Here is a 16120-nt window from a genome sequence, read left to right as displayed (position 1 = left end):
CTTTTTTTATTCTTTCAGCTGCTTCGCTATAACTTTCTCCTCGGCGTGCTTTATTTTCTATTTCTTCTCGTGTTATGCCACTATATGACTGCTCATTACTCAATTCACTAGCACTATAATTTTCTTTAATAGACTTTACTAAAAATGCATTTTTGTTGTTAATCTTACCTTTTATAACTTGTGTTTCTGTATAAGCAATATTAGCGATAATATGTTCATAGTCAAACTGATTGGCTAATTCCTTTGCTATGGAAATATTGAGTCCTTGTTCTTTTAAAACTTCTAAAGATTGTTTTATTCCAAGTGTAGACAAGGTGGAGTCGTCTTCATTATCATCAAAATTAATTGACGTTTGAAACATTTCTTTTTTACTAATAAAAAAAACAATCTCATTAATCCGACGTCCCTTTTTCACTGTTTCAAATCTTACATCTAAATCAGTATGTTTCTGAATCTCTTTAACACTAGGTTTTAAAACATCACGATTAAAAAATTTAAAAGGGGTATTTTCTGTACCTAACATGGGATGAAGTTTTTCTAACTCCACAACTAAACGTAGTGAATCTTTTTTCATTCGACTCAATGCATCAATAAAAAACTCATACATAACCAAGGCATGTCTTTTCTTAACTTTAGACTGTATAAGTAACTGTATTTTGGCAAATAGGGTGGGGTGGTTAACTTGCTCTATTATTTCAGGGTTTAATCGATATTTAAGCGCTCCTGATGTCAACTTACCACTTGATAAAAAAGTACATACTCCCCATCCTTGTGCTCTATCAGCTTCAAGACTGTTCCATTCTATAATCGTACTAACAAGTGTTCTAATCGCACTTTTAATAACCTCTTGATTTCTGCTACTCTCTAAACCTAACAAATAAAATACATCTCTAACTGGCAAACTCTGTTCTTCTGTAGTAAATCTATGTTTTTGAGAATGCCATACAATAGCATTAAGCAATTTTCTCTCTATAAGTGAAAAAGAATTCGCTATATGTACTGTACCCGTGGGTTTAAAAAAAACAGTTTGGTCAAGGTTAGTTAAATCTAATTCAGGCATGCGTTAAAATAACCCTAAAGGTGATTATATGTCAATATTTTTTATCACCTTTAGAACTTATAACGTCTGACCAAATCTCTCACCTTGACCAAATCTCTCACCTGACCAAATCTCTCACCTTGACCAAATCTCTCACCTGACCAAATTCTCTCACCTTGACCAAATCTCTCACCTTGACCAAATCCTCTCACCTTAATGACCAAATCCTCTCACCTTAATGACCAAATCCTCTCACCTTAATGACCAAATCCTCTCACCTTAATGACCAAATCCTCTCACCTTAATGCTTTATTTAGCGTTTATATTCAAATAGTTAAAAACCCTTTAAGTAGTTAAATAGTTAAGTAGTTAAAACAACAACTATATTATAGATGACCAAATCCTCTCACCTTAAGGATTAAAAAATCATGATCGACATATCACAGGTTAAATATTTGAATAACATCATCGAACAGGACCACCGCTTTATCAAAAAAATAACAAAACCGATTTTCGGGGAGTCGCTATTTTTGCGAAAGCTTGTTTTGGGCATCCCAGCCCAAGCAAGCAGCAAAAACTTAACGCGACCACTTATGCCTCCGGCGGCCCCGATTCGTCCTCGTCACCTCGTCCCGACCCAACAAGGGGTCGGAACATAGGCTCCAAATGACTTGACGCCGTGTCGGATGGCCTTTTATTTTGTCTCCACCTTCGCTAACGCTCAGACTCCGACAAAACAACGGCCCTACGGCTATCGCGGACTAAAAATCTTCACTTCGCTAAAGCTCCGTTTCCATGATTTTCAGCGGGGCCAATTGTCTGAGGAAAATATTCCTGCTTATAAGCAGTTTATGGCTTTAGCAGGATAGTTATGCCTGAAGACCAGGAGGACTACGCTTTTTGATAATTATTGCGACAGAACCTTTGGAGCAGGGGCGGATATTTTATATATCTGGTAACGCGCAGAGCGTAACGGTTGTGAAAGGGGGCTTAAAAACTCAAGTAACTCGATCCCAAGATACATGAAACTCAAGCTGATATTATCTGTTTTTTTAAGCAGTCTTTCGGAGGGGGGCGGGGGCTGTGAAAGGGGATTAGCTGCCTGTCTTAGGGGTTCATGGCTGTATTATCGATTCTTTTTTTTGTTTTCTGTAAGTCAATCATGTTATTGTTAATTCCTTATTAACTGCCGCGGCAACTGAAGCGCGCGTTAGGTTCAAGATATCCGAATTCAGAGCAAATAAGTAGCATGGAAAAAGAAATTTTTACTAATGATAGTGAGTGTAGAAAATGTCTGGAACCTTTACAAAGAGAGTTCGAGGGTTATTTAGCCAGAAATTTTTCACCTAGAACAGCCAGAAAACAAACCACAATCATTGGATTATTTATAGAATTTTTATGTTTTGATTGTGCACTTAAAAACTCAGATGAAATCACAGTAGGTATGGCAAATAGCTATTTTAGAAGGTGGTATGTAAGTAAAATAGGAGATGCCACTGAAAGTGAATTAAAAACTGTAATAAAAAAATTCTTTGTATTTTTAGATCAAGAGATGGGCATAAGAAATGAGAAAGTACTTTGCAGTTTCAAACGGAAATAAATTAACAAATGCATTTGTTGTTGTAAAGAGGAGCATGTGGGGAGTCGCTATTTTTGCGAAAGCTTGTTTTGGGCATCCCAGCCCAAGCAAGCGGCAAAAACTTAACGCGACCACTAATGCCTTCGGCGGCCCCAGACGTCCTGCGTACGTGCCACTTCGCCATTACCATCGTAAACTCGGTGCTGGCTTCGTAACACTCCCTCAAATGACTGGACGGCGTTTCGGAATGCCTTTTATTTTGTCTACACCTACGCTAGCGCTACGATTCCGACAAAACAACGGCCCTACGCCTTCTGGGGACTACCAGCCCTCGCTTTCGCTCTCCATGGCTGGCAGCGAGGGACTGTTGCCGTTTTTGGTTCTGTTGCATAAATCCCCCTTCCCGACGTTATCTGCTATCATAATTCTCAATTTCAATAAAAGGTGGATCATATGTTCAGCTTCAAAGGCACTCACTTTCCAAAAGATGTCATTCTTTATGCTGTTTTATTTTATGTCAGGTATGACGTTTCGTATCGCGACCTTGAAGAAATGCGGAGGTGAAGTTAAAGTTACCTTTCTTTGGAAACAGATACCCTGAGAACCTCTTATTTAAGGAGACTTAAGTACCTCAAATACCACCCAGTTTCTGACTTCATCAGAAAACTCATGTTTATCATTGTAATCCATATGCAGGTATTGGTGCTTATTGTCTCCCCAATAGCCCGAGCTATACAAAGTCCCCTCTGTTGCAGACCAGTAATGAGAGGGGTTCCACTGCGATGCATAATACCCCAATGCTTCTGTATTGTTAGTTTCTATACCAGTGCTTAGTGCCCTAAGTTCCAAAATAGTAGGTAATATTAGCGTATAACCTTCTAAAATAACCGACCTTTCATCATCACTCCCATCATGAGAACCTTCTTGTGTGGCAACCGTATCTTTGCCCTCATTCAGTAAATCATCTAGGTTCTCATGAGAAATAGGATCATACCCGTAAGAGCTACCATCTCCTGAAGAATCTAGATAATAATAGGTGTGTCCGTTTGATGAAATAGGATTGATTAAATTAAGGTTAATGCCATGTACTACGCCTAAATTAATGCTTGTACTTTTGTCAATAACATGACTATGATTATCTTGGAACGTGCTTGCCTTGAGTAGCCAAGGAATTATTAATCCGTGGTCAGACATTACCATAGTATTCCCATCAAGCATCCAAAGCTTACTATTTTTAACCCCCATATAGAAGTTTGATTCTGTATAGTAACGCGCATGATAACCCTGTATATTCATAGACTCCGTAGGATTAGATAATAATGGTGAATGCTTTCCTGACAAAGCTAATATCCGATCAATTTCCTCGTTCAAAGTAAATAGCCTATCAATTTGTTTCTGAACAACGCTCCCTACATAAAAAGTAGCTAAAAAAATGTTATCAATATCATTTGCATCGCTGTTTGTATTTATATCAATGCTGGTGTCACCCTCACTAATAAAGCTAGCAATATTATACCGCTCATGATCTTCTTCATAGCTAGGGGTGCCCGGAGAGAGTGGGTCATAAAAACTGCCGATAGTGACTAAATTACCATGTGTGTGTACGCTATTGTCACCAATAGCGTCATCGCCACCACCTGCATTATTCGTTAATAGTTGCTCGTTAACCATAACAGTCGATTTTTGCTCACAACAACTAAAACTTATACCTAAAGTCATTTCAGCAAAAAAAATAATTTCATTAGGATTTAAAGGATTAGTAAAGTTTATAGAGAAGGTTTCATTGACATCTGCGAAACCATCAAAAATAGCAACAGTTGCCTCAGGTAAAGAGGGATGCTCATAAACAACAACTAAGGCGTGACCATCGATCCAAGCGTGATTAAAAAATTCTACGAGGTTGAAGTTATAAACACCGCCAGTACCTACATCAATAATTGGTTTTACAATATAGGTAACATCAGCGCGAGACGTTCCTAATTCCCCCGAATTTGACGTATTCATTACTATAATTTCATTGTGCTGAAAGATGCCGTCGCCATAAGTAACAGGAGTGCCATTTAAGGTTAGCACCACGGCAACGTTCTTAAAGTATGAGGCAGTATATAAATAAGCTGCTTTTACTGTAGCGCCATCAGGTACGGATGCTGAAATGATACCAGATCCTGAATGGCTACCGAAACCATCAGTCGAAATGGCTACATTTCCATTATAAACCTTAAATTTATTGAGAGCGCCCTGTGCGCCTGTCGCAAAGAATGCCCCTGTCAGAAGTGAAGCTAATAATAGTTTTTTCATGTTAAACACCTAAAATTTTAGTCGGAGAGTCGCTATTTTTGCGAAAGCTTGCTTGGGCTGGGATGCCCAAAACAAGCTTTCGCAAAAATAGCGACTCCCCGATTCTAAACGTTTTTTTTTGAGCAGGATTTTTCTGGTTTGTTTTCATGGTTTTTAGGCCAGATGGGGGAATTACCTCTGCCCAGAAATAGCCGATCTAAGGTTGTTCTTGACCCCTTGAAATCACTGCGTGTCCCCGCTTAGACGGGATGCCCCTGCCATCTACCTCACGAAATTCCGGGACTCCTCTCGCGTGCTGCTAGCACACGTCGAATCAGCGAATTTCCCTGTCGCCTATCAGGGACCAAAAATCACCACTTCGCTAAGCTCCGTTTCCATATTGTTTAATGTTGAATCCATAAAAGGTTCTAAACACTATGTTAAAAATCTCTTACTGGAACTATTGCGCACTCTTTTGAACGTGCTCTGCCCGATGTATACAAGCTGTAGTATTCATCGAATTCTTGAGTCATCCCCTGGGCATATCCCGCACCAATGGCATTCCAGAAGTAATTAGTTGAACTCCAGGTGCAGTAGTGTTCGATGTCCGCAGAGGAGTTTACGACTTTCCGACCCGATTCCCACATCAGGTAGCTATATTTGCTAAGCTCATCTTGCGAGGGTAGATACCAGTCGGAGTATTGGTTCTGGACATAATTATCAGCGTGCTTTGCGGCGATCAATCCACCCCTATCGGAACTACATTCTTCCAATAGCTCCAAGGAGTTTGCCTTTCCTTCGCCAAGCTTTACGCCAAATCCTACGTCCTTATAAATATCGTTACAGCCCCATTCTGCTAACATATACAGCCCTTGGGAGTCTTTCAGATACCCCGCAGACTCCATACCGTGAAGCTTATCATCTGTCAGGTAGAATATAACTCCACCAGCTGGACCTTGACCTCCCATTTCAAACGTGGCCTCCTCGTACCCTACGGAGGACTCCGCGTTAACATTCACCGTTGCGAAAAAAGTAAGTAGGGCTGTACCACCTAGTGTTAATAATTTCATTTTTAATATCCTCTAAATTGTTTTAAGGTTTGGTTAATGTGGATTCCCTAAAAGTTTCTAATCGGAAGAACACTAAACCTCAAAGCTCTATCCGCACGGAATTTTGAACCAGTCGTCAAATTCATGCCGAAGCTCTTTGAATTCTTACGTTCATTCGCATCCGAGGACGACCAGAAATATTTACGGTATCTTGGGAAAGGTGTGCTAGAAATATTTTCAGAGGCCTCCTGAACACCTAAAATATCAAAGACCCTATGAAGTTCGGATGCCGACGGAATGTACCAATCCGAAAACCCCGCAGCCTCTGGTTCCAGATTGTGGTTACCCAAGTCAATAGAATTAATTTTGTCTCCAATTGCTACAGAAATTGGAGACAAAATTTCAAGCTTATGAAAAGCATCATTTATTATTGATTTCTCGTGAAACTCAATTCTATAGTAAACGGGTAAGAATTTTTCTTCTATTTTTTGCATTTGTAACTTCACAAGATTATTTATTACAACTATATTTGTCACGAGATTAGCACAGAGTGCTGAAAACCGCAAAAATAAACTCAGGGGCTTTAAGCTTCTGGCAGATGTCATTGAAGGTGTCAAATTTGTAGATAGCAAGAAACAAGAAACTTGGGGAGTCGCTATTTTTGCGAAAGCTTGTTTTGGGCATCCCAGCCCAAGCAAGCGGCAAAAACTTAACGCGACCACTTATGCCTCCGGCGGCCCCGATTCGTCCTCGTCACCTCGTCCCGACCCAACAAGGGGTCGGAACATAGGCTCCAAATGACTTGACGCCGTGTCGGATGGCCTTTTATTTTGTCTCCACCTTCGCTAACGCTCAGACTCCGACAAAATAACGGCCCTACGGCTATCGCGGACTAAAAATCTTCACTTCGCTTAGGCTCCGTTTCCCTGATTTTCAGCGAGTGTGTTTCAAAACTGAAGTTTCCCAATTATTGAGTAGCTGAAATACACAATGCTGGTGTATCGAGGTTTATTTTAGGTGGTTTTGCCATGTTTATAGCAAACCCCTACTTAATTCCCCTTAGGCAATAGCATTTGAAACGAATGAAAAGACTATTTTTTTCATATAGTTGTAGCATAGTTTCAATTTTACCATAAATAATTATTGGGAAACTTCAGTTGGTAAATGGCACCCAGGTATTTGTCATGAAGCGCAAGACATCCTCTTCATAATTAATCAGCTTTTCTGCTTCTTTATGTAGTAGCATGCCACCTGCTTCATTGACGGCATCATTCATTTTTTCAAGTAGTCGTTTCATTTCAAGCGCCCCACTCCTGTTTATCCTGCTCCCAGGCGCGCGTTAATTCCCTCAAATGATGTGCATTACAAAGCGAATGAGTACAATCATATTTATAGTAGGGCTTCCAATGATCATGACATAAAATCCCATGAAAATGGGGTAAAATACCAATGTCATTCATTGCCTCTGTGCCACGTTTGGCATGGGGAAAGAAGTGTGTCCACTGAACACTGGAGGCCCCATGTAGCCAATGGCGCTTACCATTAATATTAATGCCTGTTTCATCCGCATGAATGCACGCTGATTCGACTCGGGGAGTCGCTATTTTTGCGAAAGCTTGTTTTGGGCATCCCAGCCCAAGCAAGCAGCAAAAACTTAACGCGACCACTTATGCCTCCGGCGGCCCCGATTCGTCCTCGTCACCTCGTCCCGACCCAACAAGGGGTCGGAACATAGGCTCCAAATGACTTGACGCCGTGTCGGATGGCCTTTTATTTTGTCTCCACCTTCGCTAACGCTCAGACTCCGAAAAAACAACGGCCCTACGGCTATCGCGGACTAAAAATCTTCACTTCGCTTAGGCTACGTTTCCCTGATTTTCAGCGGATGTAGAAAATTTTGCAGAAACAGTTAAAAAAGGTATCTTTGAAATAAAAGGTTTTGAGGATGAAGGCGATGAAGTTCAGTGGATTATTAATAAGATAACATCATTAGTTTCATTAAAGGTACATGGTGATATTGAAGGTGAAATTTCCTATGAAAAAATTGCTGTGCTTGCAAGAAACAAATATTTTTTTAATCAATTAGAAGCTCAACTTGTAGAAAGTAACCTTCCTTTCTACTACAAAATGACTCCAGGAACTATTCGATTTGAGTCTGATTTAATGAAGACATTTGATCTTGGGTTAAGAGTTCGACTGAACCCTCAAGACATCTTACACAAACAGCGATTGTTTAACAGGTTGAAAATAGAGGGTAACAACAACCCAGATTTAAAAAACATTACATCATTAATATCAGACCAATCTTTAAAAGAGGTTATTATTTTAGTGCTATCATTGAATGATGATGGAAGCAACTTAAAAAGGAGTTTTGAAAATTTAAAGGATAATATAAATCAGGCGCGCCATGCTACCTCCCGAAATTCCGGGACTCCTGTCGCCGTAATTCGTTCACCTACGCAGCGAATAGGAGATGCTCCAGCCGCCCTGCGTCCGCCACAGACTGAGCACAAAGCAGCTCAGTCATGGCTACCACAAATGGCTCTACGGCTATTCGGGATAAAATTTTAGCCTCCCTCGCGCGCTATCGCGCACTTCGGATTGGCAAATTTCCCTGCGCCTTCTGGAGACTATCAGCCCGTCCGGGGCTGACAGCGGATGTTTTTAAAGTCTAAACTGCGGACTGTAATTAAAAAGTCCTAATAGGCTTGACGCGGACTCTCAGGCTTTTCTCGCCATATACGTACCCGCCGGAACCAAAATTTACCATCCAACTGAATGTACCCCATGCTTCTGTAGAAGCCCAATAACAAGATTTAGCAAAGTTACCGAGATCCTTAACACTCAACTCAGACTTCATAGTCAGCAACTCGTCACGAGAGGGCACGTACCAATCCAGATATCCATGTAATTTATAATCCTTAACTACATCGAAAGCAACTCTTCCGCCCCAGCGACTTTTACAGTTAAATTCTGCATGTGCATCAGAGTTATCTTTCCCCCCACCAATCTCTGTATGATTAGTTCCTTCTACCTTAATTCCATGACAGCCCCACTCAACACCACTAAAATCATCGGGAGCAGCTTCTAATCCATGTTTTCCTTCATCGTCCGAAATATAAAATACACGACCTCCCGCGGGACCCTCATCACCAACCTCATAAATTCTGGCACAAGGACCATCCTGCAAAGATGTTAGATACTGAGACATTTCTTCTTCATCCATTTCTAAAGCTCCATAAGGAGCAAACGATGATGTACAAAAATCATCGTACTCAGGTTCCTGAGTAAATTCTACTATAGGATTATCATAAAGAGCGTACGGGGTGAACACCTCAAGATCATCTGCTCGCGCAGGGAATAACACTAAAACACTTACTAATAACACTAAAAAATTATATCTCTTCATTTTACACCTCAATTTATATAAAAAATAACACCGTAGAGCCTAAGTTTCTCAGAAAGATTACTTAGTTTAGCGTAACTTACGCTCACGATACAACACTTAAGAAGTTTTATCCCCCTCAATTTTAGCCACAAAGATATCAATATCTGGGTTCTGACGCAATAATTATTAAAAGCGCAGACCTCTCTTGGCCTTCAAGCATAACTATCCTGCTAAAGCCATAAACTGCTTATAAGCAGGAATATTTTCCTCAGACAATTGCCTCTTTCGAATGATATGTGCCGTTTCAATTCCATCAATGGTTGCTTGAGCGGAGTGAAACGCTTTAACTCGATGTTCAAGTTTTTTAACTGATTGATTTTATTGATAATTTTACTGACAAAGAAAGCATAAACATCATTGTAAATCAATCACTTATAAAACAAAGCCGGAAAAATGTACTTTTCTTAGCCCAGTTATAGCTGAAAACTTGAACATCGAGTTTAAAGCCCATCATCGGTTTTGTTTTTTTTTGATAAAGCGGTGATCCTGTTCGATGATGTTATTCAAATATTTAACCTGTAATATGTCGATCATATTGGCAAACCCAGCGAGGATTAACAAGAGGTTAATATTGGATAATCCTGCATAGTTAGCGCCACTTTTATCCATAACGACCTTATCAGGAAAGCCATTATTGTTAATTGTTTGGTAACTACTCAGCGTAATTTAAACTCATAACAGATTGATTTAAAATAATAATTAATGTATCTCTCTGAATTTTAGTCCAGTTTTCACCCCTTTTTAAAGGTGAAAATGACTAAAGTCAGGTTAAATTAAAATATATCCATTTGATTTTAAAGTTAAAAAACACGCTGAGTAGTTACATTGTTTGTTTGAAAAATTCGGTTGCAGCCTCTTCATCACGGCGCTCAGAAAGCATAAAATCAAGCGTATCACCGTGACTATCAACAGCTCGGTATAAATAGGTCCACTGCCCCTTCACTTTGATATACGTTTCATCCATGCGCCACGATTTATTGGTTCCTCGTTTCTGAGATTTAGCTTTTACAGCAATGTCGGGCGAATAACGGATCACCCAACGATTGAGCGTAGCATGATCCACGAGGCTTTGCCGTACTAACATAACGTGAAATATTCAGGTTGAAATCATTTTTTTCAATTTCACGCATGTTTACACACGGGAATATCTCACTTCTTCAGTTCTGAATTGATAACATTCGACTATTTTTTTAATATCATTTGGCTCGCCATCTTTACCATCACGTAATCGATTCTGACGTTTGCCTTTTTCAAAATATTCACTGGCATTAATAAACAACACATCATCGTGCTTTTTGCATTTTTTTAGCACCAAAATACATACAGGAATCCCAGTTGAGAAAAACAGATTGGCAGGCAAACCAATAACAGTATCGATATGGCCGTCTTTAAGTAGCTTAGTACGAATGCGGTTTTCTGCACCACCACGAAATAGCACGCCGTGAGGCAATATAATGGCCATCGTGCCTTCGTCACTTAAAAAGCTAAAGCCATGTAATAAAAAAGCAAAATCAGCTGCCGATTTAGGAGCTAACCCATGACTTTTGAAGCGAAAATCTTCGCTTAACGACTCATTAGGTTCCCAACGGTAACTAAAAGGAGGATTTGCTACGACAGCATCTACCTTTAGCTTTTTAGCAGGGTTCATTTCATTAAGAAGGCTCCAATCATTGATCAGTGAATCACCATGATAGATTTCAAATTCAGAATCCTTAACCCCATGTAGCAACATGTTCATACGTGCTAAGTTATACGTCGTAATGTTAGACTCTTGCCCGTATATTTTACCAATACCGTTAGCGCCTAACTTATGGCGTACGTTTAACAATAACGAACCTGAACCACAGGCAAAATCGAGTACCTTATTTAATTTTTTCTTTTGCCCTGTGGTTGGGTCTTGGCTATCAAGGGTGACGATTTCAGACAAGATATTGGATAATTGTTGCGGCGTATAAAACTCACCCGCTTTTTTTCCAGAACCTGCCGCAAACTCACCAATCAGGTATTCATAGGCATCACCCAATACATCACTATCGGTTGAAAAATCAGCAATGCCTTCTGCAATTTTTGAAATGATATTGCAGAGTTTAGCATTCCGGTCTTCGTGATTTTTACCCAGCTTCTCAGAATTTAAATTAATCTCTGAAAACAAGCCTTGGAAATTATCTCCAAAGGATTCGTTTTCAATGTATTTAAAACCATTCTGTAGGGTAACAAGCAAGTCAGCATCTTGTGTTCTAGCTAACTCTGCGATGCTGCTCCACAGGTATTCTGACTTAATCACATAATGCACTTTACGGCGCATTTGCTTTTCAAACTCGGCAATATCCTCTGTATTTTTCTCATACCACACAGCCAAGGGGGAACGCTTATCGATTTCTTCAAGCTTAGGATAATCAGCGCCTAATTCTTTGTTGGCTGCTAACTCGTAGTTATCTGACAAATACCGTAAAAACAAAAACGACAACATATAATCCCGAAAGTCATCCGCATTCATTGCGCCACGTAATTGGTCGGCAATACCCCAAAGGGTTCTACCCAGCTCTTTGTGTTGTTCTTTTGTCATGATTAGGTTGACTCTTCTATGTTTTTATCTATTTGCTTAGGGAATAGTTCAGGATTAAACCTGTAATTAGTCATAAAATCCCCTAATATTTATTTGAAATACTTTTTGTTTTCACCCTGATTAGTGCAACCAGCGAGTCTAAATAGGTTGATTGATTGTTTACATATACTCCTCGTTATCGACGGGGAATAGCTGCTGCATCATGCCTTTTTTATGCGCTTTAAGTGATTCTATTTTTTGAGATTGGGCGGTTATGAGATCGTCTATGGAAGATAGACAATCGGCAATTTTTTGTTGTTCGCCTGTTTTTTTTCTCGGAAAAACAATCTGTTTTTCCTTGAGATCTGAGAAGTGCCTTTTATAACTCTCCATAACGAGGGGGTTAAATCGCAGGAATTGATACAAATAGTGCGACTCAACTAGCTCGTTTGTTTTTAATATCTTGATACCATCAGAACCTTGAACAAACGGCTCCGTTACAAATTTAAAAAGACAAGTATGATCACCAAAAATAATCAAAGGTAAAAAATCAGCTATCACAGCTTTTTGGTCATTTGTCCAACCACAAATATAATTTTGTGATTGATCAATAATGGGATATAAGCCTTCAGCTAAGTAGCTTTCAGACAATAGTTTTTTGGGTGGTATGACCGTTGATATTAAATTAACTAATTGCTTCTCCTCCCACTCCCTTGCATCCCGAAACTCAGGAAAGCGAAGTTTGGGAACAGTTTCACTTTCAGCAGGGAATAGCTGCTGCATCAGGCCTTTCTTACGCTGTCAGCCCCGGACGGGCTGATAGTCTCCAGAAGGCGCAGGGAAATTTGCCAATCCGAAGTGCGCGATAGCGCGCGAGGGAGGCTAAAATTTTATCCCGAATAGCCGTAGAGCCATTTGTGGTAGCCATGACTGAGCTGCTTTGTGCTCAGTCTGTGGCGGACGCAGGGCGGCTGGAGCATCTCCTATTCGCTGCGTAGGTGAACGAATTACGGCGACAGGAGTCCCGGAATTTCGTGAGGTAGCATGGCGCGCCTGTGATCTTTGAGTGATTCTATTTTTTTGGCTTGGGCGGTTATGAGATCGTCTATGGAAGATAGGCAGTCGGCTATTTTTTGTTGTTCTTTCTTATCCTGAGGAACGGGGATCGGTATTTTTTTGAGATTTTTCAAAGTTAGTTTTGGAGGTGCCGACCCTGTAATGAAGGGAGCTATATCCAACATAATAATATAATTTTCTAAGAAAATATCGTTAACCATTTTTACTCTTAACACATGCACATGATTGTTAACCCAATACTTACCTGTAACAATAAATGCCGTTTTTTCAAACGCACCCCATTTTGCTCCGTCTTCACCAATCAATAGAAGCTTCTCATCGAATATATAATCTTTTACATAATCAACTATTCCACTAGCACCATAATATCTATAAAACCCTTTTTCTCTGTTACTTCCTGTGATTGGCTTTCGCAAATTATTTAAAATATCGCATGATTCACCTAGAGGTTTAATACCCCACTCTCCCGCATCCAGAAACTCAGGAAATCGCAGTTGGGGAACAGTTCCACCTTCAGCAGGGAATAGCTGCTGCATCAGGCCTTTTTTACTCTTCTTACTCATACGCCGATAACCCCGAGATTTCACGTCCTTGCGCCAGTTTATGTAAATGTGGGGCTAAGTCTTTCATTAACGCCAATTCTTTTTTTACACGGTCTTTCCAGCCAAGTTCTAGCGGTGACAATAAATCACTTAAATTCTCACCATCAAAAATCATGCGGTTAATAATCGTACCGACAAAATCTTGTAAGGTTTGTGGTTGTAGCCCATGTTTTGTAGCTAACGTGTTTAGTTCATTGGTCGTTTTATCTGCCTTAAAGGCTTGGTAGTCCTTGCGGATTTGATTTTCATCTAGTTTTTCGCCAACCTTGAGGCTGTTGATATAATCAATAATATCTTCACTTTCTTCCATTAGGTTTGCATGGCTACTAATCATGTTGATTAGTTCTTTGCGGGTCATTTTTTCTTTGTTGCTGTCTTGGGTGGATTTGGCGATTAATCCCATAATGAAATCGTAATCGATCACAGCAGAAGCAAAGATCACCAATTCAAAATCTAATTGTTGCACTTCGATCTCAATACCTTCACCGTCTTTATCTTGCTTGCGCTTAACCCATCTTCGTCACTATTGATGATGTAGTTGTTATAAATCAATTGGTTGAAATTTTAAAAAGTAGCCAGTTGGCACTACAGATTTTGTGCTTTTGTATAAAACGTTGAATTTTTTAGAGTATTTTTGTCGCACGCTGAAAATCAGGGAAACGGAGCCTAAGCGAAGTGATGATTTTCAGCGAATGAATTTATCGACAAAAATAATATAAATGGCACTACAAAACTTTCAAAAAAAACACCATTGATTTTAAAGAGAATTTTTCGACAAAAAATCGCTTAAACCGATGAATCAATAGCTTAGAAAGATAAAAGTGACGAAGATGGGTTAAGGTCTTTGGCTATTTCTAAGTAAGCACTTTTAAAGCCGCGCAAGTCTTCGATAGATAAAGCAGTCTCTATGTGTTGCTGTTCCTCATCACTAAGCTCAGTGTATTGCTCAATTTGGGTATTGAGCTTTTGCACGGCTTTAAAGTGGTTAATAAACTCAGCTTTGGCAATATCACCTTTTAGATTGGCCACTTCTGACGGGCTACAATCCAGCCCTTTTCCTTGCATAAAAGTATCTAGTTTTTCGATGGATTTTTGGTAATTTTTAACTGCTACAGGGGAAGAATCTACTAACCAGATTTCTTTAGCACGGTTTTTAGCCGCCCCTGAGAAAAGCTCGATAGCGGCGTTAACTTCAGTTTCTTGCCCACGAAAATCGAGAATATTACCCCAAGGCTTACTGTCATTAAGGACGCGATTTGTCCGCGAGAAGGCTTGAATTAAGCCGTGGTATTTTAAGTTTTTATCCACGTAAAGTGTATTAAAGAATTTAGAGTCAAACCCTGTCAGTAACATATCCACTACAATGACAATATCAATTTTATTTTTGTGGGGGAAACCGGCATTGCTGTATTTTTGGTCTTTAATGCGTTGCTGTACATCTTGGTAGTAAAGATCAAATTCGTTAATTTTATGGTTAGTGCCATATTGCTGATTATAGTTGGCAATAATTTCTTTAAGAGCTTCTTTTTTCTTTTCTGGCTCTACTTGGTTGTCCGCTTTTTCTTGCGGAAAGTCTTCTTGTAGTTGTTTAACTGAAGTTTCCCAATAATTATTTATGGTAAAATTGAAACTATGCTACAACTATATGAAAAAAATAGTCTTTTCATTCGTTTCAAATGCTATTGCCTAAGGGGAATTAAGTAGGGGTTTGCTATAAACATGGCAAAACCACCTAAAATAAACCTCGATACACCAGCATTGTGTATTTCAGCTACTCAATAATTGGGCAACTTCAGGTTAAGATGAAACCTCTGTATGCAATTTGGGGAATAATAATTTCATTAACAACACTTAATGGATGTATGAGGGCTGTAGACATGCGTTTAGGAGAACAAGGAGGGGTAGGCGTTGTTTATGACACAAAAGAACCTTGGCCATTACTCAGGAAGGCAGCAGAACAAGGAGATTCTCAAGCACAATACAACTTAGGAATGATGTATTGCATCGGGGTAGGTGTCGTTAAGAACCACAAAGAAGCCGTTAAGTGGAACAAGAAATCAGCAGAACAAGGAAATGCTGATGCACAATACACCTTAGGATGCATGTATAACGAAGGGCAAGGTGTTGTTCAGGACGACAAAGAAGCCGTTAAATGGTTCAGGAAGGCCTCAGAAAAAGGATATACTGATGCACAATACAACTTAGGATTGATGTATTACTTTGGGGAAGGTGTTGTTCAGAACTATGTTATGGCACATAAATTTTTTAATATTGCGGCGTCTAGTGGGCTTAAATCAGCGCATAAAAATAGAGATATTGTTGCAAAGCTAATGACTGCCTCTTGTAATCCGACAATGTAAATATTTGAATAATATTATCGAACAAGATCATAGGAACATTAAACGAATAACTCGCCCTATGTTGGGTTTTAAAAACTTCCATAGCGCTCAAAAAACATTAGCAGGTATTGAGATAATGAAAATGATCAAAAAAGGACAAATGTT

At 39.6% G+C, this 16120-nt stretch carries 18 protein-coding genes and 10 pseudogenes; 15 read left to right on the top strand and 13 right to left on the bottom strand.

Annotated features, from left to right (window positions below):
• Positions 1-961 (bottom strand): replication initiation protein (locus tag K6984_RS27470; RefSeq protein WP_230988316.1); only part of this gene is annotated, 961 nt, incomplete at its 3' end.
• Positions 962-1470: 509 nt separating this feature from the next.
• On the opposite strand from K6984_RS27470, the pseudogene K6984_RS27465 reads away from it, so the two are divergent.
• From K6984_RS27465 to K6984_RS27445, 6 genes and pseudogenes are all read left to right on the top strand, one after another.
• Positions 1471-1569 (top strand): annotated as a pseudogene (locus tag K6984_RS27465) (IS6 family transposase); the annotation flags it as partial.
• Positions 1570-1698 (top strand): hypothetical protein, encoded by a 129-nt coding sequence (locus K6984_RS35215; RefSeq protein ID WP_263458596.1) that lies wholly within the window; start codon positions 1570-1572, stop codon positions 1696-1698. It begins immediately after the preceding pseudogene.
• Between the two features lie 27 nt (positions 1699-1725).
• Positions 1726-1908: a hypothetical protein gene (locus K6984_RS27460; protein WP_221898252.1), complete on the top strand. Its 183-nt coding sequence runs from the start codon at positions 1726-1728 to the stop codon at positions 1906-1908.
• A gap of 380 nt (positions 1909-2288) precedes the next feature.
• Complete coding sequence (locus K6984_RS27455) at positions 2289-2639, top strand: hypothetical protein (RefSeq protein WP_221898251.1); 351 nt, start codon at positions 2289-2291, stop codon at positions 2637-2639.
• Positions 2640-2692: 53 nt separating this feature from the next.
• Positions 2693-2833 (top strand): hypothetical protein, encoded by a 141-nt coding sequence (locus K6984_RS27450; protein WP_221898250.1) that lies wholly within the window; start codon positions 2693-2695, stop codon positions 2831-2833.
• Positions 2834-3071: 238 nt separating this feature from the next.
• Positions 3072-3173: pseudogene (locus K6984_RS27445) on the top strand (IS6 family transposase); the annotation flags it as partial.
• A gap of 57 nt (positions 3174-3230) precedes the next feature.
• On the opposite strand, the gene K6984_RS27440 reads toward K6984_RS27445, so the two are convergent.
• A complete protein-coding gene (locus K6984_RS27440; RefSeq protein WP_221898249.1) occupies positions 3231-4916 on the bottom strand; it encodes a DUF3344 domain-containing protein in 1686 nt (561 codons plus the stop codon).
• 229 nt (positions 4917-5145) lie between these two features.
• On the opposite strand from K6984_RS27440, the gene K6984_RS27435 reads away from it, so the two are divergent.
• Positions 5146-5472, top strand: coding sequence for a hypothetical protein (locus K6984_RS27435; RefSeq protein ID WP_221898248.1), 327 nt, complete (start codon positions 5146-5148; stop codon positions 5470-5472).
• A 540-nt stretch (positions 5473-6012) separates the two neighbouring features.
• Here the strand turns inward: K6984_RS27435 and K6984_RS27430 are convergent.
• Positions 6013-6438, bottom strand: coding sequence for an Lcl C-terminal domain-containing protein (locus K6984_RS27430; RefSeq protein WP_221898247.1), 426 nt, complete (start codon positions 6436-6438; stop codon positions 6013-6015).
• A 167-nt stretch (positions 6439-6605) separates the two neighbouring features.
• Between K6984_RS27430 and K6984_RS35210 the strand changes: the two genes are divergently transcribed.
• Positions 6606-6734: a hypothetical protein gene (locus tag K6984_RS35210; protein WP_263458600.1), complete on the top strand. Its 129-nt coding sequence runs from the start codon at positions 6606-6608 to the stop codon at positions 6732-6734.
• A gap of 456 nt (positions 6735-7190) precedes the next feature.
• Here K6984_RS35210 and K6984_RS27420 read toward each other — a convergent pair.
• Positions 7191-7530 (bottom strand): annotated as a pseudogene (locus tag K6984_RS27420) (IS66 family transposase); the annotation flags it as partial.
• Positions 7531-7550: 20 nt separating this feature from the next.
• Between K6984_RS27420 and K6984_RS35205 the strand changes: the two are divergent.
• The 4 genes and pseudogenes from K6984_RS35205 to K6984_RS27410 all read left to right on the top strand — a co-directional run bounded on the left by K6984_RS35205 (position 7551) and on the right by K6984_RS27410 (position 8619).
• The gene (locus K6984_RS35205; RefSeq protein WP_263458596.1) at positions 7551-7679 is read left to right on the top strand and encodes a hypothetical protein; all 129 of its coding nucleotides are present in this window, start codon (positions 7551-7553) and stop codon (positions 7677-7679) included.
• 27 nt (positions 7680-7706) lie between these two features.
• Complete coding sequence (locus tag K6984_RS35200; RefSeq protein WP_263458898.1) at positions 7707-7835, top strand: hypothetical protein; 129 nt, start codon at positions 7707-7709, stop codon at positions 7833-7835.
• Positions 7836-7864: 29 nt separating this feature from the next.
• A pseudogene (locus tag K6984_RS36760) lies at positions 7865-8284 on the top strand (3'-5' exonuclease); the annotation flags it as partial.
• 185 nt (positions 8285-8469) lie between these two features.
• Positions 8470-8619 carry a hypothetical protein gene (locus K6984_RS27410; RefSeq protein ID WP_221897754.1) on the top strand — a complete coding sequence of 50 codons (150 nt, stop codon included), beginning with the start codon at positions 8470-8472 and terminating at the stop codon, positions 8617-8619.
• Positions 8620-8633: 14 nt separating this feature from the next.
• On the opposite strand, the gene K6984_RS27405 is transcribed toward K6984_RS27410, so the two are convergent.
• From K6984_RS27405 to K6984_RS35195, 6 genes and pseudogenes are all read right to left on the bottom strand, one after another.
• On the bottom strand, positions 8634-9353 hold the full coding sequence (locus K6984_RS27405) for an Lcl C-terminal domain-containing protein (RefSeq protein WP_221897753.1): 720 nt from the start codon (positions 9351-9353) through the stop codon (positions 8634-8636).
• 478 nt (positions 9354-9831) lie between these two features.
• Positions 9832-9911 (bottom strand): annotated as a pseudogene (locus K6984_RS36755) (IS6 family transposase); the annotation flags it as partial.
• A 304-nt stretch (positions 9912-10215) separates the two neighbouring features.
• Positions 10216-10455, bottom strand: a pseudogene (locus K6984_RS27395) (DDE-type integrase/transposase/recombinase); the annotation flags it as partial.
• Positions 10456-10459: 4 nt separating this feature from the next.
• Positions 10460-11958: pseudogene (locus K6984_RS27390) on the bottom strand (type I restriction-modification system subunit M); the annotation flags it as partial.
• Between the two features lie 159 nt (positions 11959-12117).
• Positions 12118-12720: a restriction endonuclease subunit S gene (locus K6984_RS27385; protein WP_221898244.1), complete on the bottom strand. Its 603-nt coding sequence runs from the start codon at positions 12718-12720 to the stop codon at positions 12118-12120.
• Positions 12721-12730: 10 nt separating this feature from the next.
• Entirely contained in the window at positions 12731-12865 is a 135-nt protein-coding gene (locus K6984_RS35195; protein WP_263458593.1) for a hypothetical protein, read from the bottom strand.
• Positions 12866-12877: 12 nt separating this feature from the next.
• On the opposite strand from K6984_RS35195, the gene K6984_RS35190 reads away from it, so the two are divergent.
• Positions 12878-13003 carry a hypothetical protein gene (locus K6984_RS35190; RefSeq protein ID WP_263458897.1) on the top strand — a complete coding sequence of 42 codons (126 nt, stop codon included), beginning with the start codon at positions 12878-12880 and terminating at the stop codon, positions 13001-13003.
• Here K6984_RS35190 and K6984_RS27380 read toward each other — a convergent pair.
• The 3 genes and pseudogenes from K6984_RS27380 to K6984_RS27370 all read right to left on the bottom strand — a co-directional run.
• On the bottom strand, positions 12945-13577 hold the full coding sequence (locus K6984_RS27380) for a restriction endonuclease subunit S (RefSeq protein WP_230988315.1): 633 nt from the start codon (positions 13575-13577) through the stop codon (positions 12945-12947). The genes K6984_RS35190 and K6984_RS27380 overlap by 59 nt on opposite strands.
• A pseudogene (locus K6984_RS27375) lies at positions 13570-14127 on the bottom strand (type I restriction endonuclease subunit R, EcoR124 family); the annotation flags it as partial. The gene K6984_RS27380 and the pseudogene K6984_RS27375, both read right to left, overlap by 8 nt.
• Positions 14128-14453: 326 nt before the next feature.
• Positions 14454-15209, bottom strand: a pseudogene (locus K6984_RS27370) (type I restriction endonuclease subunit R, EcoR124 family); the annotation flags it as partial.
• Between the two features lie 209 nt (positions 15210-15418).
• Here K6984_RS27370 and K6984_RS27365 point away from each other — a divergent pair.
• On the top strand, positions 15419-15976 hold the full coding sequence (locus K6984_RS27365; protein ID WP_338024572.1) for a tetratricopeptide repeat protein: 558 nt from the start codon (positions 15419-15421) through the stop codon (positions 15974-15976).
• Positions 15963-16120, top strand: a pseudogene (locus K6984_RS27360) (DDE-type integrase/transposase/recombinase); the annotation flags it as partial. The gene K6984_RS27365 and the pseudogene K6984_RS27360, both read left to right, overlap by 14 nt.

The sequence above is a fragment of the Bathymodiolus japonicus methanotrophic gill symbiont genome (assembly GCF_019721995.1).
Taxonomy (GTDB): domain Bacteria; phylum Pseudomonadota; class Gammaproteobacteria; order Methylococcales; family Methylomonadaceae; genus Methyloprofundus.
This window is presented reverse-complemented; position numbering and strand designations above follow the sequence as displayed.